The sequence below is a fragment of the Pedobacter jeongneungensis genome (assembly GCF_000633455.1).
In the GTDB taxonomy this organism is placed as follows: Bacteria; Bacteroidota; Bacteroidia; order Sphingobacteriales; family Sphingobacteriaceae; genus Pedobacter; species Pedobacter jeongneungensis_A.
This window is the reverse complement of the sequence record NZ_AYMG01000017.1, coordinates 185,741-207,865: the sequence shown is the minus strand read 5'-3', so window position 1 is coordinate 207,865 and position 22,125 is coordinate 185,741. Positions and strand designations below refer to the sequence as shown.

Genomic DNA, 22,125 nt, shown 5'->3' with positions numbered 1-22,125 from the left:
TGCCACATACAAATCCTGCTAAAGCATTACGATTCCCAATCAAGTTGGGAATGACGATCGTTTTAAAACTATTCTCTAGTATGTCAATCTATTCTTTCTCCAATCCGAAGCCTTTTTAACCTCAGCACCTCCAGGTTTTACCTGTTCATTCTTTTGAAAAAGTTTTGCAGCAATCAGTGCGGCAATCAACGCTTCTGTTTCATCCTGAACTTTTAAACTTTCGGGTTTAAAATATTTCCCTACAAAATGGGTATCAAAATTTCCGCTTTTAAAGGCTTCGTGCTGCATGACAAATTTACCAAAACCCAGGGTAGTTTCTATCCCCGTAATATCATATTCTTCAATTGCCCTCACCATTCGTTCGATAGCTTCTTCCCTATCTTTGCCATACGTAATCAGTTTAGCTATCATGGGATCATAATAAATCGGGATTTCCATGCCCTGTTCAAAGCCGTCATCAACCCTTACGCCATTCCCTTTAGGGGTATTGTATGTCTGTAAAGTACCGATGTCAGGCAGGAAATTATTGGCCGGATCTTCTGCATAAACCCTAAGTTCGATGGCGTGTCCGTTGATTTTTAAATCTTCCTGATTAAAGCTTAATTTTTCGCCTGAGGCAATTTTGATCTGCTCTTTTACCAGGTCAATTCCTGTAATTAGCTCGCTTACCGGGTGTTCTACCTGCAAACGGGTATTCATTTCAAGGAAAAAGAAATCAAGGTTTTCATCAAGAATAAACTCTACGGTACCGGCTCCGGTATAGTTTACGGAACGGGCCACATCTACCGCACATTTGCCCATCTGTTTCCGAATTTCTTCTGTTAAAACCGAAGAAGGCGCTTCTTCCACTACCTTTTGGTGACGGCGTTGTACAGAACATTCGCGTTCAAAAAGGTGAACAATATTTCCATGGGTATCGCCCAAAACCTGTATTTCGATATGCCTGGGCGAAGTAACATAACGTTCGATAAAAACGGCTCCGTCTCCAAAGGCTGAAGTAGCCTCGCTCACGGCAAGCTGCATCTGCTCTTCAAAGTCTTCTGCCCGTTCTACTATGCGCATACCTTTACCACCACCGCCAGCAGCAGCTTTGATTAAAATCGGAAAGCCAACTTCGATGGCACGCTGTTTAGCCTCATTCACATCCTGAATGGCTTCTTCCGTGCCAGGCACCATGGGGATATTATATTTTAATGCCGCTGCCTTTGCCGAGAGTTTATTACCCATCGTTTCCATTGCCTGCGGCGAAGGGCCTACTAAAATCAGCCCGGCATCGGCAACTTTTTGCGCAAATCCTGCATTTTCGGACAAGAAACCGTAACCTGGGTGAATGGCTTCGGCTCCTGTTAGTTTACAGGCATCTATAATTTTCTCTCCCACCAGATAACTTTGATTTGAAGGTGCTGGTCCGATAAAAATGGCCTCATCTGCATAACGCACATGTAATGCATTGCGGTCGGCTTCAGAAAAAACAGCAACCGTTTTTATTCCCATCTCTTTCGCAGAACGCATAATACGTAAAGCAATTTCGCCACGGTTAGCGATTAAGAGCTTGGAGATTGGGGTTTGGAGTTTGGAGTTTTCGGGCATTTTGGTTAGAATTTCATTAGACATATTGACTTAAGACTAAAGACTCACGACTTAGGGCTCTATCTAAGACAAATGTAATATTATTTCAATAGCCTGATCGATCATTTCGGCGCTTAAATCCAGATGGGTAACTAAACGGATGGTACTCGCGCTGGTGGTATTGCAATGCAATCCTTTTTCCTTTAACTGGTTTACAATTTTCTCTGCCGATCCTTTTTCTACTTCAAAGATTACAATATTGGTTTCTACCGGCATAACCGATTTTACATATTTTGCTGTTGCTAATGCATTGGCCAGAGCCTGTGCATGGGCGTGATCTTCCTTTAAACGTATTACGTGGTTATCAAGCGCATAAATACCTGCAGCAGCCAAAAATCCGGCCTGACGCATGCCTCCACCAAAGGCTTTTCTGATTTTTCGTGCTTTATGGATCATCTGTTTGGTCCCCAAAAGCACAGAGCCAACCGGTGCACCAAGGCCTTTAGATAAGCATACCGAAATGCCATCGAAATACTTGCCATACTCATTTGCATGATCGCCTGTTGCCGCGAGGGCATTAAAAATACGTGCACCATCTAAATGCAGTTTTAATCCCTTTATATTACAAAGATGATGGATTGGGGCAATCTGCGATAAAGTATAACAACTTCCACCGCCTTTATTTACTGTATTTTCTAAAACCACCAAACTGGAGTTCGGGTAATGGATATTATCTTCATTAATTTCAGGTTCGATTAACTCAGGAGTTAAGATGCCCCGTTCGCCATGCAACAGTCTTACCGATGCTGCCGAATGGTAAGCAATACCCCCGATTTCGTAACGGTAAACATGTGCCGTTTGATCACAGATGACTTCGTCCATTGGCTGGGTAAAACACTTGATCGCAATCTGGTTGGTCATCGTTCCTGATGGGCAAAATAGTCCGGCTTCCATATTAAAAGTTGAAGCCAGTTTTGTCTCCAATGCATGCACCGTTTCATCTTCCCCAAAAACATCATCGCCCACTTTTGCAGTCATCATGGCATCCAACATTCCGGCTGTTGGTTTGGTTACGGTATCACTCCTGAAGTCTAAAAATCTGTTATTCATTTCGCTATTGGATTGTAAAATATTTTTGATGTTAAAAAAAAGACCAATGCCTTTTCTGGTATAATTTTAAGGTTTTTCGCCGATTAAACGCCCTATATAGTGTATTTTTTACACACTTAATTTCCGACAACAACAAATTGTTAAAAAATTATTAAAAAAAAGGATACAAAATATAAGAGTTTTTATACTTTTATCGTGCTAAAACCAAAAATAAATAAAATGATAGTAATTGCAGACGGCGGATCTACCAAAACAAATTGGTGCTTGATTAACGAGGCCGGCAGAAAAATTTACTTTAACACCGAAGGTTACAATCCATATTTTTCCAAGGGAGAGTACATTGTAAAGTCTTTGAATGAGACTCTTCCAGACCACTTGGAAAGAGAAAAATTAACAGCAGTTTATTACTACGGTGCAGGTTGTTCTACGCCAGCAAATGTAAAGATTGTGGCTGATGCCATGCAACAAATTTTTACCAATGCAACCATTTTTGTAGGTCATGATTTACTTGCCTCTTCGAGGGCACTTCTTGGAAACGAGCCAGGATTTGCTGCTATCTTAGGTACAGGTACAAACTCATGTTTATATGATGGAACTGAAATTACCATGAACATCGATTCATTAGGTTATTTCTTAGGTGATGAAGGCAGCGGTTCGTACATCGGTAAACGTATTTTGAGCGATTACATGAAAGGTTACATGCCAAAAGGTTTACGTGAAGCTTTTTACGATAACTATGCTTTAACCAACGAAGATATTTTCGATAACATTTACAATAAACCTTTGCCAAACCGTTTCTGCGCAAGCTTTAGTAAATTTTTATACGACTTTAAAGATAATTATGAGGATTACGCTTTTGCAACCATCGATTATGCTTTTACTGCATTTTTCGAAGCTTTGGTAATCCACTACCCTAACTACAAAGACCACAAATTAAACTGTGTGGGTTCTGTAGGTTATAGTTTCCGCGATATTTTAAGTATTGTAGCCGACCGTTACGAAATGGGCGTGGGTAAAATTATCCGCTCACCTATAGATGATTTGGTTCATTATCACTTAGAGTTAGCACCGAAAGCATAGTCTTCAGTCCTAAGTCTGGAGTCTTTAGTCCAGAATCGTATAAGATATATGAGCAAAAAAAATCCCGGTTTGAAATCAAACCGGGATTTTTCTATTTATAAAAGGCCATATTGCTTTGGTCTTGAGTGTCTCAGCGCTCCGCTATCTTACGTCTCAAATCTAACATCTCAAATCTCAACCCGCTAAAACGAAATCTCCTTACCAAAAAGCTTCGCGTATTTACGCTTATCAAAGCGGTACAAAGTAGCTGCGCGGTATGATACACCTTTTTGTTTTTCGTCGAGTTCTTTTAACACACCAAAACTTACAATCTTTTTTCTAAAGTTCCGTTTATCCAGTTTTTTGCCCAAAACCAGTTCATATACATGCTGTAGCTGAGTTAAGGTAAATTTCTCAGGCAGCAGTTCGAAAGCAATCGGCTGGTGTTTAATCCGGCGTTTTATTTTCTCTAAACCTTTGTCATATATTTTTTGGTGATCAAAAGCCAGTTTAGGCAGATCGGTAATCGGCAACCAGTTGGCTCGTTTAGCATAGGTACTGATCGGGCGCAGCTCTTTATCACCGCCCAAACGGATTAAAGCGTAGTAGGCTAGCGTTATTACCCTACCCTGTGGGTGCCTGTGCGGATCACCAAAAGCATAATATTGCTCCATAAAAATACCGCGCAAACCGGTAAGTTCGTACAAAATCCGTGAGGCTGATTGATCTAAACTCTCATCAGGACCAACAATGTTACCGGGCAGTGCCCACCAATCTTTAAACGGTTCTTCATTCCTTTCAATGAGTAAGATTTTGAGTTCCTTACCATCAAATCCAAACAAAACGCAATCTATCGAGAATACAGAATCTAAATGAGGTAAAATTTGTTCCAAAGTAAAATTTAGTTATTTTAAGCAGATAAAGGTATGACTTTCAATATTAAGTAAAAAAAATAAAATAAATTACTTAGTGTAAAAAATACACACTATATTCGTATTATAAAGATGGAGCCAAATATAAAAAATATAGCTGTACTAACTTCTGGAGGCGATGCCCCAGGAATGAATGCTGCAATAAGAGCTGTTGTTCGTACCGGAATTTACCATGGCATTAATATGTTCGGTGTAATGCAAGGTTACCAGGGTTTAATAACCGACAACATAAAACCAATGGACGCCCGTTCGGTAAGTAATATTTTACACCTGGGCGGTACCATATTAAAAACTGCACGCTGTTTAGAATTTAAAACAGAAGAAGGTCAGCAGATTGCTTATAATAATTTAAAGAAAAATAATATCGACGGTTTAGTGGTAATCGGTGGTGATGGAACCTTTACCGGAGCCAAACGCTTTTCTGAAACTTTCGGTGTTAAAGTAATCGGTATACCAGGTACAATTGATAACGATTTGGTTGGATCAGATTTTACTTTGGGTTACGATACTGCGATTAATACAGTTATCGAAGCGATTGATAAAATCAGGGATACAGCTGATGCGCATGACCGTTTATTCTTTGTAGAGGTAATGGGACGCGATTCCGGATGTATCGCTTTAAGAAGTTCGATTGCCAGCGGTGCTGAAGCGGTGCTTTTGCCTGAAAGGGAAACCAGCGTAACCGAATTGATCAATAAACTGGCTTTGGGAGCTGCGACCAAAAAATCGTCGAGTATTGTGATCGTTGCGGAAGGACATAAACAAGGTGGCGCTTATGATATTGCCAAAAAGGTAAAGGAAACTTTTGATCATTACGACACAAAAGTAACCATCCTTGGCCACCTGCAACGTGGTGGTAGTCCAAGCAGTTTCGACAGAATTTTAGGCAGTCGTTTAGGTTTTGCGGCTGTAAATGCGTTAATTGCAGGCGAAACAGAACAAATGGTGGGTTTAAAAGGAAACGAAATAAAATTAACCAGCATAAGAGAGGCTTTAACAGCTCACTCCTTTAAACTCGAACCCGATTTAATGGAAATGACGGAGGTACTTTCAATATAATATGATAGCAGTTGTTTATAGCGGATCAAAAACAGCATTCTGGAAAATCACCCAAAATGGACAGGTAGTGGCACATTGCAATACTACTGGTTTAAACCCCTGCTTTGTTGATCCGAAAACGATTTTACAGATTTTAAATAAAAAAGTAGCCCTGGTTAACAATGCTGAAAACATAAAAAAGATTTATTTCTTTGCAGCCGGGGCATCATCAGCAGATAGAAAAGAGGAATTGGCCAAAACCCTTTCGTCATTTTTTAAATACAGCAAAATTGTAGTAGAAAATGATCTTTTCGGGGCAGCCAAAGCTGCTTGTTACAATCAGCCAGGTATTGTAGGCATGTTGGGCAGTGGTGCACATTGCGCTTACTTCGACGGAAAAAAACCGGTAAACAACAACTTTGGATTAGGTTATATCCTGGGAGATGAAGGTTCTTCAAATTATTTTGGAAAAATACTCCTGAAAGAATTTTTAAGCCATAAAATGCCAAAGGATATTGAAGCCAAATTTACGTTAACGCACAACCTGGACCGCCCTCAGATATTAGAACGTATTTATAATAAGCCACAGGCGAATATATTTTTAACCTCATTTTTCGATTTTATCACCCAGAACAGCAAACACGAATATATCTGTAAGCTGATTGATGAGGGTTTTGAAAAATACTTCGAAACCTATATTTTACCAACGGTAGAAAAACATAAAATGCGTGAGGTACATATAGTAGGTAAAGTAGCAGCCGAACTTGAAGACCGTTTAAGGTACATAGCAGGCAAATACGACCTGGAAATAAAAAGCATTATTAAAGAACCAATACAAAATTTATTAAAACATTACACTAATTAACAAAAACAATGAGCAAAATTGGAATAAACGGCTTTGGCCGTATTGGCAGACTGGTTTTCAGGGCTGCATTAAAAAGAGGATTAGATATCGTTGCGATCAATGATTTGATCGAGCCAGATTATATGGCATACATGTTAAAATATGATACAACCCACGGTAAATTTGATGGTACCATCGAAGTTGTTGACGGTAACTTAGTGGTTAATGGCAAAACAATCCGTGTAACTGCTGAAAGAAACCCGGCTGATCTAAAATGGGATGCTGTAGGTGTTGAAGTGGTAATCGAATCAACAGGTTTATTTTTAACCCGTGCTGATGCTGAAAAACACATCGCTGCAGGTGCTAAAAAGGTAGTTTTCTCTGCTCCTGCAAAAGATAGCGATATCCCAACTTATGTAATGGGCGTTAACCACCATAAATTAACTGCAGATCAAACTATCGTTTCTAATGCATCTTGTACCACAAACTGTTTAGCTCCTATTGCTAAAGTTTTAAATGATAACTTCGGTATCGTTGAAGGTTTAATGAGCACAATCCACGCGGTAACGGCAACTCAAAAAACAGTTGATGGTCCATCTGCTAAAGACTGGAGAGGTGGCCGTGGTGGTTTCTCTAACATTATCCCTTCTTCTACAGGTGCTGCTAAAGCAGTTGGTATGGTTCTACCTGAATTAAAAGGTAAATTAACTGGTATGTCTTTCCGTGTTCCTGTTGCTGACGTTTCTGTTGTAGATTTAACTGCACGTTTAGAAAAACCAGCTACTTATGAGCAAATTAAAGCCGCTATGAAAGCTGCTTCAGAAGGTGAATTAAAAGGTGTGTTGGCTTATACTGAAGACGAAGTTGTTTCTTCTGACTTTATTGGTGATGACCACGCATCTATTTTTGATGCAAAAGCAGGTATCTCATTGAACGATAATTTCGTTAAAGTGGTATCTTGGTACGATAACGAATGGGGATATTCTTCTGCATTGGCTAAATTCGTAGAATATTACGCAAGTTTGTAACAAAAAAAGTGCACTAAGCGCTTTTACAACATATTTAAAAGGCAACATTATTCATTTAATGTTGCCTTTTTGTTTTAAACATGTTTTTCACCTATAAATTACATTTCAATTTTAGCCTGAAAAATATTTTTTATTAAAAAAATCACTCATAAAACAGTTTTATTAACCTAAAAAACCACAAAAACACCTTAAAAAATTGACTAAAGTCATTTTACACCAAAAAATTGACACGATTTAACTATATCGTATTATAATTTGACAATATTTAACAATTATTTAACATATTTTTGAGTTATCTTTGCAATACAGTCGTTTTAAACACCTAAATCTTCCAGAAAAAGATCAGTAAATAAAAAATGACAAAAAAAATACTTAAATTTTTCTTAGTGTATTTTTTACACTATCAAATTTTTTACTATATTTGTAGAGTAATAAACGGAACGATGTTTATCACCATTAAAAAAGATAAATCATTTTCTTGAAAAACCCCGGTTTAGATAGAAGATTAAAGACAAAGCCTGGCTCATAACAGGTTTATATTTGGTTAGAAAAAAGAGACAAGTCTGGATAGATTGTCTCTTTTCTTATTTTAGGGGAAATTGCAATAGCTTATTCCCTTCCACCAATAGTTCCTCACTTCAAGCGAAGTGCAACGCAGCCGAGAAATCTGCTACAGTGCTCTCCCAATTTAACATTAAGAATATTTGCTTAAGTTGAATTAACAATCGTTTAATTATAGACCAAATATTGCTCAGAACAACGTATCAAATTTCTATTATTAATTCTTTGCTGTAACCGTTATATTTTTCACTGATATAACCACGTGGGTTACAAATAATTTCTGTTTGATCTATTTTGTACCTTACCGGCGTATGAATATGCCCATGTATCCAATATGCAGGTTTGTATTGCCCAATCATATCTTCAAGGTTTGAAGCATACGCAGAAGATACGGGATCATCCTTATATAAGGAAGGGAGCGACTGTATACTTGGTGCATGATGTGTGATCACCACATTTTTATATCCCTTTGATTCTGCTAAGCTTTTTTGTAACCAGTTTTTAGAAAGTTGATGAATTTTGTAAGTATCAATTGTTCTTAACTTCGAATAAGAAGGATCACGCCTGATTAACTTATAATCGTTCATTTTACTTTGGCAAATAATGCCATATTCTACAGGATTACCTAACAGGGAAAAATCGGTCCATAAGGTAGCGCCATGAAATCTGATTCCTTCAAATTCAACAAAATTATTCTCCAGCACGTGAATATTCGAACCTTTCGCCAGGGCAACTATTTTATTGAGTGTATTTGGATAAGTACCTTTATAATATTTGTGGTTACCTAAAACATAAATTACGGGTTTATCAGAAATATTTTGCTTTACCCACTCTATCCCCTTCGTACCCAAGTTAATGTCGCCAGCCAAGATAACCAGATCAGCATTTTCAAAACTTAACTCCGAAACGCCAAATTCCTGATGCAGATCGCTGATAATTTGTATTTTCAATCGTTTCTACAATTATTATTGCCACAAAATACAACTGATATTGCAAAGGAAAGTGCTTCTAATGGGCTTTCCATCAACCAGCGGAGCTTTCCAACCTTCTAATGCTACAAGCTTTGCCTTCATTTTAGTTTCGCAGACTTTGCTCAGGCTTTCATCTGGGAAACCAACATCAGTTATCTCTCCCTTCTCATTGATATACAATAGTATCTTTAAACTTGTTGGCGGGAATGAGCTATTCTTGCCACTTTCTTTGTTCATTAAAGACAATACCTCTTTATCTAAGTATTTATAAAAAACGCTCATCCCTCCTTTTGCATAGGTAGGCAATGCACTTTCATAATGAGGCTGGGAAGCAGCTATCGTTTTGATTTGAGCATAGCTACTATATGAGTATACCGAGATTAAAGCCAAAAAAATTAGGGAGGCGTTTTTCATTTAATGAAGATATAAAAAATTCACTACACTACTTCAATCCCCAAATGCTTATAAGGTGCTAAAGCAGCATCATTAGGATCGGTTTCAGTAATGATTACATCGACATCGGTTACCGGACAAACATAATAAGGTTCTACGGTATTTATTTTTTCGAGTGCAGAAAGTGCAATGGTTTTCTGCGCCTGGTTGATTATGATGTTGTTTAACTGTGCATCTTCATAACTAATGGATGTAATGCCCATACTGTGGTGCAAGCTACAGATACCCAACATACAAATATCGGCCCTCACTTTCTTAAAAGTATCAATGGTTTCCTGCCCCATAGTGGTAAATGCAGTTTTGTGCAATCTTCCACCGGCAAATATCACTTCGGCACCTGGATGATCTTCTAAAATATTAGCTACCGGAAAGCTATTGGTGATGATGGTAATCTTTAAATCTTTTGGCAATGCCGCTGCAAGTGCAACTACCGAAGTACCACCATCAAAAAATACTACCTGGCCATCTTTCAGAAACTGCAAAGCCTTGTTGGCAATGACTTGCTTATGCTGCTGGTTGTATTTTTCCCTATCCCTGTAGTGTTGAGGTATAGGAGAGCGGGAAATTGCACCGCCGCGAACTGCAAGGAGCAGCCCTTGCGAATCGAGCTCTTTAATGTCGCGGCGCACGGTATCCTCTGATACATTCAATAATGCACTTAACCCATCCAGTCTTACCTTACTGTCTTTTTCCAGGGTATCTATGATGATTTGTAGTCGCTCTTCCTTTACCATATTACTGCAATATATTGCAAATATAAAAATTTTTATCCATTACAATTTGCAATATATTGCAATATTAATTATTTTTGTTGCAAAATATAGCAAATCATGAAAAAGACAATAGGCATAGATATGGATGGCGTCCTGGCCGACATCGAAGATCATATATTACAGACTTATTATACTGAAACAGGCATTTCGCTAACACGCGATGATATTAAGGGCAAATCGGAAGAGGAACTTTTCCCCGATAGAGCTGTAGTAATGAAAATTTGCAATAGGGTGGGCTTTTTCAGGAACCTGCCCGTTATGGAAGGTGCCGTTGAAACGGTAAAACAGCTTATGGAAGAGTATGAAATCTATATAGTTTCGGCAGCCATGGAATTTCCTTTATCGCTTTTCGAAAAACACGAATGGCTGGCAGAGCATTTCCCTTTTATCAGTTGGAAGAACATCATCTTATGTGGCGACAAAAGCATTATAGATACTGATTATTTAATTGATGATCATTGCAAAAACCTCGATTTCTGCAAAGGCAAAGCTTTAATGTTTACTGCTTTTCATAATGTAGAAAAAGATCATCACCAGCGGATTAATCACTGGAACGAGGTACCAGCTCTGCTAAAGCAACTGGAAGAGGAAAACCTGACATTGGCATAATAAAAACAGACCAGGCCGATTCTGGAGTAACCTTTTTAAGCAGTCAATGGAATTACTTTTATTATAAAAAGGACTGGTTGATCAGGTTCCCCGGTATAAAATATCTAAAGCTGATCTGGAAACTTTAAAGGTGAATTTTAATAATTATTCTTCAAAATGTGCCGTTTTATACAAAAAAGAAATGGTTAAGGTCAGGCTATAGGCAGGTAGTCATTAAAATGATGTATCAGTCAATTCAATGATGTTATAATTTATGATAAAGCAACAAATAGTCACGAATTGACGATGTTCCTTCTAGGAAACCCTCCAGCCGCAACCTGCTGACAATCTGATTACCACGAAAGAACTCTTCATCATCTAACCTTGCGAGTGATGAAGTTGATTGCATAGCAAGCCAAGCAATAAATGCCACCTCCCCTTCAAATGAAAGCATAGGTTCCAAATAGCCATCCCAAATCTCGCCATAGTAATACATGCCATCTTGAAACAAAATTCCCATACCGCAATAATCGCGGTGACTGTAACCAAACGAAAGGCCAGACTTGAGCTTCGTGGCTACAGCAATTGCCAAAGTAGTCCCAAAAAGTACTGTTTCGGGAACAAAGTCCTGTGAATCATCCTGGGTCATTATTGTATTAATTTTATCATTACTTAAACTGACGTTCCAATTTTGTCTATCTCTTAAGAAAAAATAATCTACCTGTTCGCTCGTAAATTTCGACACAGAATCGGTTTTCTGGCAGAAATTAATAATATAAGTATAAATATAATTAGTCTGAAGGAAAATATAACCGGAATTTTATCTTAATTGGCTCTTTTCAATATTCAGAATGGGCTAAAGTTGTAACCCAAATAAAAAAGGATGTAGCCACTGGCTACACCCTCTATCTAAATTAACGCTCTCAACTATGAAGTTGATATAAGGCTCTCACCCCTTATGCCTACAATATTACGGCAGAAAGATTAAGATTTGATGAAGATTTTAATTTATTGAAAATTTTATTAAAGATTTTTTTGGTTAATCGCCACCGGCTTTCACTGGCCAGCCTAACCGAAAAAGAATATTCGCCCGCTGGATTATCGAGATCAAATTGCAAGACCTAATTTCACAGCGATTCGTTCATATTCAGTTTACGTTATTTTTCAAACTTCAGCTTCTTTCCTATCTTTTTCCACTGAGTGGATAGCAGCATAAATAATAATCCAACGATTACTTCCATACTCTAAATATAATACTAAATAAGGATTTAATCAAGACAACTATACCAATTCTTTTACCAATCTGCTACGGATCCTGCTCAGCGTTTCGAGGCGCATGCCTAAATAACTTGCAATACAGCGTAACGGGACCTTGGACACATCAAAAGAATTTAGCTCCAGAAATTTTTCGTAGCGCCTTTCGGCTGATGGGATACGGGCCAGGATCGATCGCTCTGAAGCAGCATGATACTGCAGGGCCAGTATTTTTCGTCCAATCACATTGGTTTCCTGATGACTTGAGTACAACTTGTTTATAAATGTACGTGGCATGGGTACCAGTTCAGAATTTTCGAGGGCCTGTAAATATTCAATTGAGGGCTGGACGTTTTCATCGGGATGTTGAATTGCCCCGATAAATTCATTCCCTAAACTGATCCAGGTGGTGATTTCCTTACCATCATCTTTTATAAAACCTCTTACCAATCCACTTACCACAAAAAAAACATCATCATTATTATCAATCGGTGAGAGAATGTATTTATTCTTTTTAACGAGGATGGGTTGAAGATTTTTTTCAATTTCGTGAATAAAACCCGGCGTTATCGGGCTTAAACTGCTGAAATAATTCAATACAGCATTAACTAAAAATACCTTGCGGGATTCGAGCATACAATATAGGGATAGACTTTAGACCCTTAATAATAGCAAATCCAACTGGAACATAAAAATAAAATAGGCTATTGAGACGATTGTGCTGCCAAAAACTTATTATACGGTAGCTTTTTTAATGTTCTGCACTGCAAGTTGATTGATCCAGGTAAATATCCGCAACTTGGTTTCGTCGTAATCAGCAAAAGATTGCCATACCTCGCAAAAGGTTTGTGTTAAAATTGATTTTGCTTTTTCTTCGTCGCTAACTTGCCTGATAATTGATCCATAGATGGCCGAAGCATATTTTTGATAAAGCATTTTGAAAGCAATTACATCATGCGCTCTTAACTTGCTGATGATGACTTCTTGATCGGATAGCCATACTTTGAGATTGGCATCTTGACCTATTACCCGATTAATTGACACATTCATGATAAATTGCTATTATACACTTAACATGGAGAATATGGATTTGTTTACCCTGGGGCCCAGCAATCAAACAACCCAAAAGAGTACACCTAAAAGTGCTAAACTAAAAGTAACACTTTGGCCTTCTGCTTTTTTTGGTAACAAGATAATACCCTACAGAAATTTCGTGCGAACCATAATCATAGTTGCCCAGTTTATTTAAACTATAATCATATCCATAGCCAAGGCGCAGGTTTTGACGAACAAAAAGTTCGGTAATAAATCCAATAGCTGCACGATCACGAAGATTGTTTTCCAAATTCTGCTTAGGATATATTTTAACGGAAGTGCGGTACACTGCCCCTAACCAAAAGCGTTCTTTTACCAGTAAAAATGCATTTAAATCTAAAGAGGTTGGTCCGTGGAGGTCATCTTTAATTAAAAAAGTGGGTTTAAATACAAATTCATCATTCAATGAAAGTGCCAGGCCCGAGCTTAAATAAAAATGAGGCTGTACCTTAACATTGAGCAGGTTATAATCGGTAAAAACAGATAAAGATTTAGATAAAAGGTTATCTGCAGAGAAACCAATAAAAAATTTCTCGTTAGAATAATGGATCCCTGCACGGATATCGGGCATCACCTGACTAATGCTTCCTGTTGGGATGCGGTTATCGCCCTGTTCAATCGGGTCGAGCAGATTTCCGTTCAACCCGGTTTGAATCACCCCAACCCCCAAACCAAAAGCGAGGATATTCGTTTCGGTACGGTCTAACTTAATGCGGTAGGCAAAATTGGCTGAGGCGTTTAAAGCACTCTGCGCACCGATTTTATCTTTGGTAATAATTGCACCTATGCCTAAACTTTCATCGTTTATGGCTTCATCAGCCGAAATAGACAGAGTTTGTGGTGCACCTTTAACGCCTGTCCACTGTGCACGTGCAAAAGCCTGCAGATATAGCTCTTCCTTATAACCGGTATATGCCGGATTAATATACATCCCGTTAAAAACATACTGACCAAACTGTGCGTTCTGTTGAGCATGCAGTTTAGCACACCAAAAACAGCCAACAATAAAAATGATCTTCTTTAAACTTATCATATTAGCTTAATTGTATTTACCTGATGATGGTGATATATCCCTTATATTCCAACCAATCGGTATTACCATTTTTCACCTTAACCACATAGAAATAAGTCCCATCACTTAATCCCGGAGCAGTCCAGTCATTTAGGTATTTGTTTGATTGATATACTGTACTCCCCCACCTATTGATTACCGTTACCTCGTTAAACTCAAAAGATTGCAGATTTTCGAGATAAAATGTATCATTTTTCCCATCCCCATTGGGTGTAAATACATTTGGTATCCTTAAACCTGAAATTTCTTTTAAATCGGTTGAAGTGTTATTTGATAATATAGGATCGTTCTCGGTTGCAATCACTGTTGCGGTATTGATTACCATGCCAGGTTGTTTAGCTTTTACATGCACCACGAGTTCCGCAAATTTTCCATTACCAAGAAGCGCTATCCCCCATTGAATAGTCCTCGTAGCTGGATCGTAATTAGCAACTCCATCCGTTGGTTGTGCCAGGCTTTCGAAAATGAGGTTATCAGGCAAAACATCCTTCACTTTAACAATTGTAGCATCATCTGCACCATTGTTCCGCACATCCAGGTAGTAATCAAAAACCTGGTTGCTGAGTACATTTTTAGTTTCCGATCGTTTGGTAATGGCTACATCTGCCATAAGCTGATTTATCACTTCAACCTCTATCTCATCCGATAGATCTGATGTACATCCAAAACTGTTGATTGCCGCGACTTTATAAATCCCTGCTGTTGCGGTAATGAGATTCTGCTTGTTCTGACCAGGCACCAATACGCCATCCTTATACCAGATGTACGTGCTTGCCCCTCCCGAATTTGCGCGCAAAGAAACCGACGATCCTTTTTTGATCGTGATTTTCTGCCGCCCATTGGGTACGGTCTGGCTAAATGCTGTTATAAATGAAAATAACAGAAAAGCCATAAACAGGAAGGTATAAAACCTAAGCCTCATTTATAGATTTACAAATAGGAAAAATGATATCTACCTGAATTAAAAAGTAACTGCGCTGGCTGTTCCCGAAATCTGTGCAGGTGTGATGGTTGGTTTGCTTGGTTTGGCTGTTACCGTTACATCATGGTCTACCGTTTGCGCACAATATTTATTACCATTGATTACATAACCCACTTTTAAGCGGTATTTTGTAATACCCACTGTTGGCGAAGCTGGTGTATAATCTTTTTGGGTTGCGCCAGCAATTGCAGTTTCAGTTGAACCTATAACAGTGTACCATTGATAAGCCAAAATGGTAATGGTTGGATCTTCCGGATTGGTAATACTTCCAACCTGTGCGATCGGCGTTTCCACACAAAAATTAGCCGCGGCAAAATCAGGTACCAATGGTTTAAGCACATAAACCGGGATTTCCTGCATATCCGATTCGCAGGAACCTGCTGTGGTGGCTTTTGAGCTTAAATAATAATATCCGTTCTGTAAATCTGCAGCCGCAATTTTGTTTCCGCCTACTAAGGTAACTACGGCAGATGGTGTGGTAGTAGACGCTGCGCTAAACCTTACAATCCAATTTGAGCCAGCGGGAGGTGCAGGCAGGGTAAGATCGGAACCTTTGCAAAATAGATTAACGCCTGTTGTGGTTGGTGTAATTTGCGCAGAAACGCGTAAAAAGTTACAGATCAGCAATAATGCGACTACGAATAAGCTTTTTTTAATGGTACTGTTCATGGGGATGGGGATTTTTAATTTGTTTAATTAATATTGTGATGTTATGGGCACCAACACATGCGGTGCTGGTGGTTTAGGGTTTATTTTAATTGTGAAATTGAGCTGAGTACTGCAGCCATCGGCATTTTTGATGGTGAGGATACCCGAATGCGTACCTGTTGCAGCATCAAAAGGCACGGTAAAAGGAATATTGCCCAGGGGTAAAGTCTGGTTGTTTATTGATGTAAATCCTGCTGTGCTCCAACTGATACTGTAAGTTACCGGACTGTTTACCGGATTGGTATAACTTAATGATGAACTTGTAAAGCCCGAGCAAATTTCTGGCGCTGGCCCTAATGTTAAATTTGGGGGTGATGCTATCGTTAAATTAAAATCGGTAAAATTTGAACAGATAGCGGGTCCATCAGGAATGATGTACCTGATTACTGTTGAGCCGGCAGCAAGGCCTGTTACCTCACCAGTATTAGCGTTTACAGTGGCAATGAGCGGATTAGCACTCAACCAGCTGCCTCCAGCATTTAAATTGCTTAAAGTAGTTGCAGAACCAATACAGATTTTATTTATACCGGTTGTAGAGCCTATCACAGCAAGTGGCTTTACCTGAATAGCAAGTGCTGCCCGGTTAGCGCTCACACAACCCGTAGTCTGGTTTACCGCTTCTATATAATAGGTGGCATTAGCAGTTAGTACAGGTGTGGTATAGTTATTACCCGTATATTTTAAATTACCCCCCGTGGCAGCATCATACCAGTTATAGGTGATGCCGGCAAGTGGATTATCTGCTGAAAGATTTACCGCCGAGCCACTGCAGGAAATTACGTTGGTTGCTGAAACCGTAGGCAGCGGATTAACCTTTAATGTTACTTTTACCCGCTCCGAAATAGACGAAATACAGTTATTGCGTCTCGATTCTACATAATAAACATAATCGCCAACAGGCAATATACCCAAGTTATAAGTACTGCCGGTAAACAAAGGTGTGGTGGTGGTTTTATCTGCATACCACTTATAAGTAGTACAGTCTTGCAGATTACTGATAGATAAGGTTGTAGCATGGCCAGAACATACATTAGCATTGTAAAGCTGCTGTCCATCAATTAAGGGTATCGGTTTGGGTATTACCTTGGTTACATTATAAATATGAAGTTCGGTGCCAATTGCCAACAGCCCTCCCCAGGAGATTTTTACACGGTCGAAAATAGTTGAAACCGGAAAGGAAACTTCGAATTTTGTAGTGTTTGGAATTGCTTTAATGGTTACATTTCCATTGTTAAAAGCACCGCCAGCAACTGCATCGCCTAAATAGGGCTGAATGGTAAAGCCACTAAACAGACTTAACCCTCCACCGCCATCATAAACAACTTTGATCGAATCGAGCGGTTGACTTTCCTTGGCAAATATGGCAGTGAGGTAAGCTTCGTTGGCAGCCTGCAATCCGGTATTAATGGTAGCATAAGTCGTATAGGCCGGATCAGCATCTATAGCGGCATAAGGATTGCTTACCGAAGCAGTAGCATTCAGCAAACCTGCCCCATTTACCCCTGTTAATACATCAATACCTTTATCACACTCAATATCTGAAGGGTTACTCTCAAGAATATAGGCCCCATATATTTCGGCGGATGCCCCAACTGAAATAACGGGTGCCGAAAATTTAACATAAACACCATTATATGCTTGAGTGGGTGTTAAAGGGATTTCGATAGCACCTGCTCCATTTAACAGCCCAATTGTAGAGGCCGAATAAAGTGAGGTTCTGGTGGCTACTTTGGTCGCTGTACTTAAATCAACAAATGTACCTATCTCAATAGTTGCTGCTACAGCCAAAAAGGAAGATGGGATAGATACCTTGATAATAACTGGTGTAGTTGCAGGAAGCAATCTCTTGCCGTTGTGGGTACCATCGGTACTAAACTCGAGGTATTGTGTAATGGAAGAAGCGCCCAGCACATTAGTTATAGATAAGGTAGATGCTGTTGAAGGATCCGTATCAACTGACTTCGCATTATTGCTGATAGATACCGATCCAAGCCCCGCAGGAGCACTTTGTGAATCCTGAAAACTAGCGTATACACGACTTTGATTCGTACACAACTGTGCATACAAAGGTCCGGAAAGGACGAATAACAGTCCTAATAATAAGAATAGACAAAAAAACCGCTTCAATTTGTTTGGGAGAGCAAAAATTCAGGGTTATCTTTTGGTTACGTAAAAATGAAACAAACGGTTTTCTCAAACATTCATTTTATTTTTTTTAACCGCGACAAAACTAAACAACACTCATTTAATCCATGTTAAGAAACCATGCGACCACAAACAAAAAGCAAACAAATCAGGAATATTAGAAAATTAAAGGGAGGTTATTGAAAAAAATCTGAAAATGAAGCTTGATCGCCATAAATTATTTAGCAAATAATATTTGCATAAGAAAAGAGTTATTGTATCTTTGCACCCTCTCTGGAAGCTTCCACTCCAGAGTTTAAGAAAGCTTTCCAGCAATGGGAGGCTTTTCTTATTTACAAGGGTTAAGATCAACCTGGTTAATCCTTAAAAAATATATCCATGGTGATCTCTTTTTGTACTAACCCTGGGTAGTTCGTCGCATTCTTTAATCCATAAGTGGTAATCATAGTTAAAAATAACGCCTTTCTTGTTCCAGTTTGTAATTGAAATACTTTTAGTTTATTATTCAGCTCTCTTTCGTATGATTTGCTGATTTCGAAAGCTGCAACTGAAAATTTGATTTCGCAGATATTGATACAGGAATCGTTACGGTCGATCAAAAGATCGATCTGTGCACCCTGCTCCTCTTTATTTTTAGGCAGGTAACGCCATACTGATATCTCGGCATAAACATTTTCTATCCCTATGGCCTTTTTAATCTGGGCCGTATGTTTCATACAGATGCTCTCGAAAGCATATCCGCTCCAACTTTTCCATGAGGCACCCGAATAGAATTTTAACCAGGTACCCGCTCCTGTTGCCTTATTACCGTCGATAAATTTGAGGTAAAAAATAGAATACTCATCCGTAAGTTTGTATAAGGCATCTTTAGTGCTTTTACCGAAAGGAATATGTGGTGTAATAAAACCCGATTCGGCCAGTTCTGCAAGTAATTGTGTGGCGTAACCACCACTGCTTAGTTTACAGGCATTAATAATTTCGGTACGCGTTAAGCCTTTGTTTTTTTTCGCCAATGCCTGTACAATATCAATGTGGTTTTCGGCTTTATCAAAGAGGGAATAATACAGATTTTTAAATTCTTCTAGCAGCAAGCCGTCTTTGGTAAAAAATAACCGATCGATAATCTGGGCAACACTCTCCCCTGGTTCTATCTCTTTAAGGTATTGGGGGATGCCGCCCATAGCCATATAAACCTGTAAAAGCTGGTATTTATCCAATTTTATCTTTCTATGTTTCAGGTAAGCAGCTGTTTCGCTAATGGTAAATGGCAAAAGTCTGATCCTTCGGGTAACACGGTTATGCAGGCCACCGCGGTTATTGATCACTTTATTAATCATCCACGAGGCAGCTGAACCACAGATCACCACAATAAGTTTCTTTTCTTTAGAGGCCCAGCTGTTCCAAAAGTTTTCGAAAGCAGGCAAAAAACCAGACCGGGCGGTATTGATCCATGGGAATTCGTCGATAAAAATGATTGTTCTTTCCTTTTTTACTAAAGGCGTAAGGTATTGGCTAAGCATTTGGAAAGCAGCGATCCAACTTTCGGGCTTGGCGAGCGGAAGTCCTCCTGTTGCTTTTGTAAGCGCCAAACTAAAATTTTCCAATTGCTGGTTTAATGTTGCATGATGAATTCCTGAAAATTCGAATGCAATTTCCTTGCTAAAACCGTTTCTGATTAAATAAGTTTTTCCAACCCGCCTACGTCCATACATAGCGATCAGTTCTGATTCGCCAGATTTCTCAATCTTATTTAACAACAATCTTTCTTCAGTCCTACCCACTACCTGCTCCATAAACAATTAATTTACAACAACAAAGGTAATAAATTTATAAGTTTTGGCGTATTACAAATAATTATATCACGCCAAAAGTGTTTTTTTATAGTTGTTTTGGCGTATTATAAAAAACTATATCACGCCAAAACTATACATTTAATGGTAGTTTTGGCGTAATATAAAAAGGAAAATGACTTTATTTGCTCTTGAAAATAACCACAGCTAGCGGTGGCAGATCAACAATTATCGAATATTCCTGTCCATTATAACCTTCTAAGTGAGGCACAATATCCCCTCGGTTATTAATGCCACCTCCATAATATACAATATCATCAGTATTGAAAATTTCTTTCCACCTGGTTTTAAAAGGAACACCAATTTTATAATTCTCGCGGACTACAGGAGTGAGGTTTATGGCAATAATCAAAGTATCTTTTGCCTTTGGCCCTTTACGCATATAGGTAAATACCGATTCGTTTGCATTATCGGCATCGAGCCACTGGAAACCTTCGTAGCTAAAGTTGAAATGATATAAAGCAGGTTCTTTCCTGTACAGGAAATTTAAGGCTTTAACCGTTTCCTGCATGCCTTTATGTGGCGGATATTGCAGCAAATGCCAATCTAAAGATTGTGTAAAATTCCATTCGTTGGTTTGGCCAAACTCATTGCCCATAAATAGCAATTTTGCTCCTGGATGGGTAAACATGTAACCGTAAAGCGCCCTTAGGTTGGCGAATTTCTGCCAGTCGTCGCCAGGCATTTTATACAGCATGGGCGATTTGCCGTGCACCACCTCATCATGCGAAAAAGGCAGCATAAAGTTTTCGGTAAAGGCATAAGTCATGCTAAAGCTCAACTGGTGGTGATGGTGTTTCCGGCCAAGGGTATCTACTTTAAAATATTTAAGCGTATCGTTCATCCAGCCCATCATCCATTTCATTCCAAAACCCAATCCGCCATTATGCACCGGATGGGTTACCCCCGGATAAGTACTGCTTTCTTCGGCAATGGTCTGCACGCCTTCAAAATTACCATAAACGGCCACATTCAAATCCTGCAGAAACTGGATGGCACCAATATTTTCACTTCCACCGTATTCATTAGTGGCAGCATCACCATCTTCTCTTGAGAAATTAAAGTATAACATAGAGGCCACAGCATCAACCCTCAATCCATCGGCATGATACTGATCTAACCAGAACAAAGCATTACTGATGAGGAAAGAGCGTACCTCGTTCCTGTCATAGTTGAAAATGTAGGATTTCCAATCAGGATGAAAGCCTTTTTTCATATCGGCGTGTTCGTAGAGATGCGTACCATCGAACTCATATAAACCATGCCTATCGCCGGGGAAATGAGAAGGAACCCAATCAAGTATTACGGCAATATTGGCTTTGTGTAGTTCATCAATCAGGTACATTAAATCCTGTGGTGAACCATAACGCGAGCTGGCACCAAAATAACCTGTAATCTGATATCCCCAACTTGGAAAATAAGGAAATTCCATTACCGGCATCAGTTCTACATGGGTAAAACCCATTTCTTTTACATAAGGTACGAGCCTGCTGGCTACTTCCCTACAGTTCAGTACGCGCTCAGGGTTATCGGGATCACGCTCCCAGGAACCCAAATGTATTTCGTAAACGGAAATGGGTTGATCTAAAGCATTGATTTTTGCCCTTTTATTAAGCCAGGCTTTATCTTTCCAGGTATAATCGGTATCCCAAACGATACAGGCCGTTTGCGGTGGATGTTCCCATCTGCGGGCATAAGGATCACCTTTTAAATGTTCTGATTCATCAAAGCCTTTAACAAAGTATTTATACACCTCGCCTTTTGCAATGCCAGGAATAAAACCTTCCCAAATGCCCGATTTATCCCAGCGCTTGTTTAGCGGATGCGATGAATTGCTCCAATCGTTAAAATTACCAACCACACTTACATTGATGGCATTTGGCGCCCAAACTGAAAAATAGGTTCCGGCTGTAGCGTCAACACTAATTAAATGTGAGCCCATTTTTTCATACAGCCTAAAATGTTTCCCAACAAGGAAAAGATCAATGTCGTAATCGGTAAATAAACTGTGTGCCCAAACGGATTTCTTTTTATCGATTTTTGGTAAGGCTGCTTTTTTTGCAGGAACTTTTTTTGCTGACATAGATATTTTG

General features: G+C 39.1%; 20 protein-coding genes. 5 read left to right on the top strand and 15 right to left on the bottom strand.

The window, feature by feature from the left end; all coding sequences use genetic code 11:
• Positions 1–75: 75 nt before the first annotated feature.
• On the bottom strand, positions 76–1,614 hold the full coding sequence (accC, locus tag U859_RS0117130) for an acetyl-CoA carboxylase biotin carboxylase subunit (RefSeq protein ID WP_240183068.1): 1,539 nt from the start codon (positions 1,612–1,614) through the stop codon (positions 76–78).
• Positions 1,615–1,653: 39 nt separating this feature from the next.
• Entirely contained in the window at positions 1,654–2,679 is a 1,026-nt protein-coding gene (locus U859_RS0117125) for a threonine aldolase family protein (RefSeq protein ID WP_025144559.1), read from the bottom strand.
• A gap of 219 nt (positions 2,680–2,898) precedes the next feature.
• Here U859_RS0117125 and U859_RS0117120 point away from each other — a divergent pair, with 219 nt between their 5' ends.
• Positions 2,899–3,759: an N-acetylglucosamine kinase gene (locus U859_RS0117120; protein ID WP_025144558.1), complete on the top strand. Its 861-nt coding sequence runs from the start codon at positions 2,899–2,901 to the stop codon at positions 3,757–3,759.
• Between the two features lie 182 nt (positions 3,760–3,941).
• Here the strand turns inward: U859_RS0117120 and U859_RS0117115 are convergent, their stop codons facing one another.
• Entirely contained in the window at positions 3,942–4,631 is a 690-nt protein-coding gene (locus tag U859_RS0117115; RefSeq protein WP_051584721.1) for an NUDIX hydrolase, read from the bottom strand.
• A 111-nt stretch (positions 4,632–4,742) separates the two neighbouring features.
• Here U859_RS0117115 and pfkA point away from each other — a divergent pair, with 111 nt between their 5' ends.
• From pfkA to gap, 3 genes are read left to right on the top strand one after another with little or no spacing between them, the layout of a single operon-like run.
• Entirely contained in the window at positions 4,743–5,729 is a 987-nt protein-coding gene (pfkA, locus tag U859_RS0117110; RefSeq protein WP_025144557.1) for a 6-phosphofructokinase, read from the top strand.
• Position 5,730: 1 nt separating this feature from the next.
• Positions 5,731–6,573, top strand: a complete 843-nt coding sequence (locus U859_RS0117105; protein WP_025144556.1) for a hypothetical protein — start codon at positions 5,731–5,733, stop codon at positions 6,571–6,573.
• A gap of 8 nt (positions 6,574–6,581) precedes the next feature.
• On the top strand, positions 6,582–7,580 hold the full coding sequence (gene gap, locus U859_RS0117100) for a type I glyceraldehyde-3-phosphate dehydrogenase (RefSeq protein WP_025144555.1): 999 nt from the start codon (positions 6,582–6,584) through the stop codon (positions 7,578–7,580).
• A 764-nt stretch (positions 7,581–8,344) separates the two neighbouring features.
• On the opposite strand, the gene U859_RS0117095 is transcribed toward gap, so the two are convergent.
• Genes U859_RS0117095 through U859_RS0117085 form a run of 3 tightly spaced genes read right to left on the bottom strand, consistent with a single transcriptional unit; the run spans position 8,345 to position 10,299 of the window.
• Positions 8,345–9,091, bottom strand: coding sequence for a metallophosphoesterase (locus U859_RS0117095; RefSeq protein ID WP_025144554.1), 747 nt, complete (start codon positions 9,089–9,091; stop codon positions 8,345–8,347).
• A 15-nt stretch (positions 9,092–9,106) separates the two neighbouring features.
• Positions 9,107–9,526 carry a hypothetical protein gene (locus U859_RS0117090; protein ID WP_025144553.1) on the bottom strand — a complete coding sequence of 140 codons (420 nt, stop codon included), beginning with the start codon at positions 9,524–9,526 and terminating at the stop codon, positions 9,107–9,109.
• A 23-nt stretch (positions 9,527–9,549) separates the two neighbouring features.
• Positions 9,550–10,299 (bottom strand): DeoR/GlpR family DNA-binding transcription regulator, encoded by a 750-nt coding sequence (locus tag U859_RS0117085; protein ID WP_025144552.1) that lies wholly within the window; start codon positions 10,297–10,299, stop codon positions 9,550–9,552.
• Between the two features lie 96 nt (positions 10,300–10,395).
• On the opposite strand from U859_RS0117085, the gene U859_RS0117080 reads away from it, so the two are divergent.
• A complete protein-coding gene (locus tag U859_RS0117080; RefSeq protein ID WP_029985886.1) occupies positions 10,396–10,947 on the top strand; it encodes a 5' nucleotidase, NT5C type in 552 nt (183 codons plus the stop codon).
• Between the two features lie 244 nt (positions 10,948–11,191).
• Here U859_RS0117080 and U859_RS0117075 read toward each other — a convergent pair whose 3' ends face one another.
• The 9 genes from U859_RS0117075 to glgB all read right to left on the bottom strand — a co-directional run bounded on the left by U859_RS0117075 (position 11,192) and on the right by glgB (position 22,115).
• A complete protein-coding gene (locus U859_RS0117075; protein ID WP_162799975.1) occupies positions 11,192–11,671 on the bottom strand; it encodes a hypothetical protein in 480 nt (159 codons plus the stop codon).
• Positions 11,672–12,207: 536 nt separating this feature from the next.
• On the bottom strand, positions 12,208–12,816 hold the full coding sequence (locus tag U859_RS0117070) for a Crp/Fnr family transcriptional regulator (protein ID WP_025144549.1): 609 nt from the start codon (positions 12,814–12,816) through the stop codon (positions 12,208–12,210).
• A 99-nt stretch (positions 12,817–12,915) separates the two neighbouring features.
• Positions 12,916–13,230 (bottom strand): RNA polymerase sigma factor, encoded by a 315-nt coding sequence (locus U859_RS0117065; RefSeq protein WP_025144548.1) that lies wholly within the window; start codon positions 13,228–13,230, stop codon positions 12,916–12,918.
• Positions 13,231–13,330: 100 nt separating this feature from the next.
• Positions 13,331–14,308 (bottom strand): type IX secretion system membrane protein PorP/SprF, encoded by a 978-nt coding sequence (locus U859_RS0117060; RefSeq protein WP_025144547.1) that lies wholly within the window; start codon positions 14,306–14,308, stop codon positions 13,331–13,333.
• A gap of 16 nt (positions 14,309–14,324) precedes the next feature.
• Positions 14,325–15,239, bottom strand: a complete 915-nt coding sequence (locus tag U859_RS0117055; RefSeq protein WP_029985883.1) for a T9SS C-terminal target domain-containing protein — start codon at positions 15,237–15,239, stop codon at positions 14,325–14,327.
• Positions 15,240–15,308: 69 nt separating this feature from the next.
• A complete protein-coding gene (locus tag U859_RS0117050; RefSeq protein ID WP_025144545.1) occupies positions 15,309–15,998 on the bottom strand; it encodes a hypothetical protein in 690 nt (229 codons plus the stop codon).
• A 27-nt stretch (positions 15,999–16,025) separates the two neighbouring features.
• Complete coding sequence (locus U859_RS0117045) at positions 16,026–18,092, bottom strand: hypothetical protein (RefSeq protein ID WP_025144544.1); 2,067 nt, start codon at positions 18,090–18,092, stop codon at positions 16,026–16,028.
• Positions 18,093–18,538: 446 nt separating this feature from the next.
• Positions 18,539–19,975 (bottom strand): AAA family ATPase, encoded by a 1,437-nt coding sequence (locus U859_RS0117040; protein WP_025144543.1) that lies wholly within the window; start codon positions 19,973–19,975, stop codon positions 18,539–18,541.
• 178 nt (positions 19,976–20,153) lie between these two features.
• Positions 20,154–22,115: a 1,4-alpha-glucan branching protein GlgB gene (gene glgB / locus U859_RS0117035; protein ID WP_025144542.1), complete on the bottom strand. Its 1,962-nt coding sequence runs from the start codon at positions 22,113–22,115 to the stop codon at positions 20,154–20,156.
• Positions 22,116–22,125 lie beyond the last annotated feature (10 nt).

What these genes read in the sequence shown, in the direction of transcription:
- U859_RS0117090 (WP_025144553.1), bottom strand. Translation starts at nt 9,526, where the DNA reads ATGAAAAACGCCTCCCTAATTTTTTTGGCTTTAATCTCGGTATACTCA.
- U859_RS0117065 (WP_025144548.1), bottom strand. Translation starts at nt 13,230, where the DNA reads ATGAATGTGTCAATTAATCGGGTAATAGGTCAAGATGCCAATCTCAAA.
- pfkA (WP_025144557.1), top strand. Translation starts at nt 4,743, where the DNA reads ATGGAGCCAAATATAAAAAATATAGCTGTACTAACTTCTGGAGGCGAT.
- U859_RS0117105 (WP_025144556.1), top strand. Translation starts at nt 5,731, where the DNA reads ATGATAGCAGTTGTTTATAGCGGATCAAAAACAGCATTCTGGAAAATC.
- U859_RS0117125 (WP_025144559.1), bottom strand. Translation starts at nt 2,679, where the DNA reads ATGAATAACAGATTTTTAGACTTCAGGAGTGATACCGTAACCAAACCA.
- glgB (WP_025144542.1), bottom strand. Translation starts at nt 22,115, where the DNA reads ATGTCAGCAAAAAAAGTTCCTGCAAAAAAAGCAGCCTTACCAAAAATC.
- U859_RS0117085 (WP_025144552.1), bottom strand. Translation starts at nt 10,299, where the DNA reads ATGGTAAAGGAAGAGCGACTACAAATCATCATAGATACCCTGGAAAAA.
- U859_RS0117060 (WP_025144547.1), bottom strand. Translation starts at nt 14,308, where the DNA reads ATGATAAGTTTAAAGAAGATCATTTTTATTGTTGGCTGTTTTTGGTGT.
- U859_RS0117055 (WP_029985883.1), bottom strand. Translation starts at nt 15,239, where the DNA reads ATGGCTTTTCTGTTATTTTCATTTATAACAGCATTTAGCCAGACCGTA.
- U859_RS0117050 (WP_025144545.1), bottom strand. Translation starts at nt 15,998, where the DNA reads ATGAACAGTACCATTAAAAAAAGCTTATTCGTAGTCGCATTATTGCTG.
- accC (WP_240183068.1), bottom strand. Translation starts at nt 1,614, where the DNA reads ATGTCTAATGAAATTCTAACCAAAATGCCCGAAAACTCCAAACTCCAA.
- U859_RS0117070 (WP_025144549.1), bottom strand. Translation starts at nt 12,816, where the DNA reads ATGCTCGAATCCCGCAAGGTATTTTTAGTTAATGCTGTATTGAATTAT.
- U859_RS0117120 (WP_025144558.1), top strand. Translation starts at nt 2,899, where the DNA reads ATGATAGTAATTGCAGACGGCGGATCTACCAAAACAAATTGGTGCTTG.
- gap (WP_025144555.1), top strand. Translation starts at nt 6,582, where the DNA reads ATGAGCAAAATTGGAATAAACGGCTTTGGCCGTATTGGCAGACTGGTT.
- U859_RS0117080 (WP_029985886.1), top strand. Translation starts at nt 10,396, where the DNA reads ATGAAAAAGACAATAGGCATAGATATGGATGGCGTCCTGGCCGACATC.
- U859_RS0117040 (WP_025144543.1), bottom strand. Translation starts at nt 19,975, where the DNA reads ATGGAGCAGGTAGTGGGTAGGACTGAAGAAAGATTGTTGTTAAATAAG.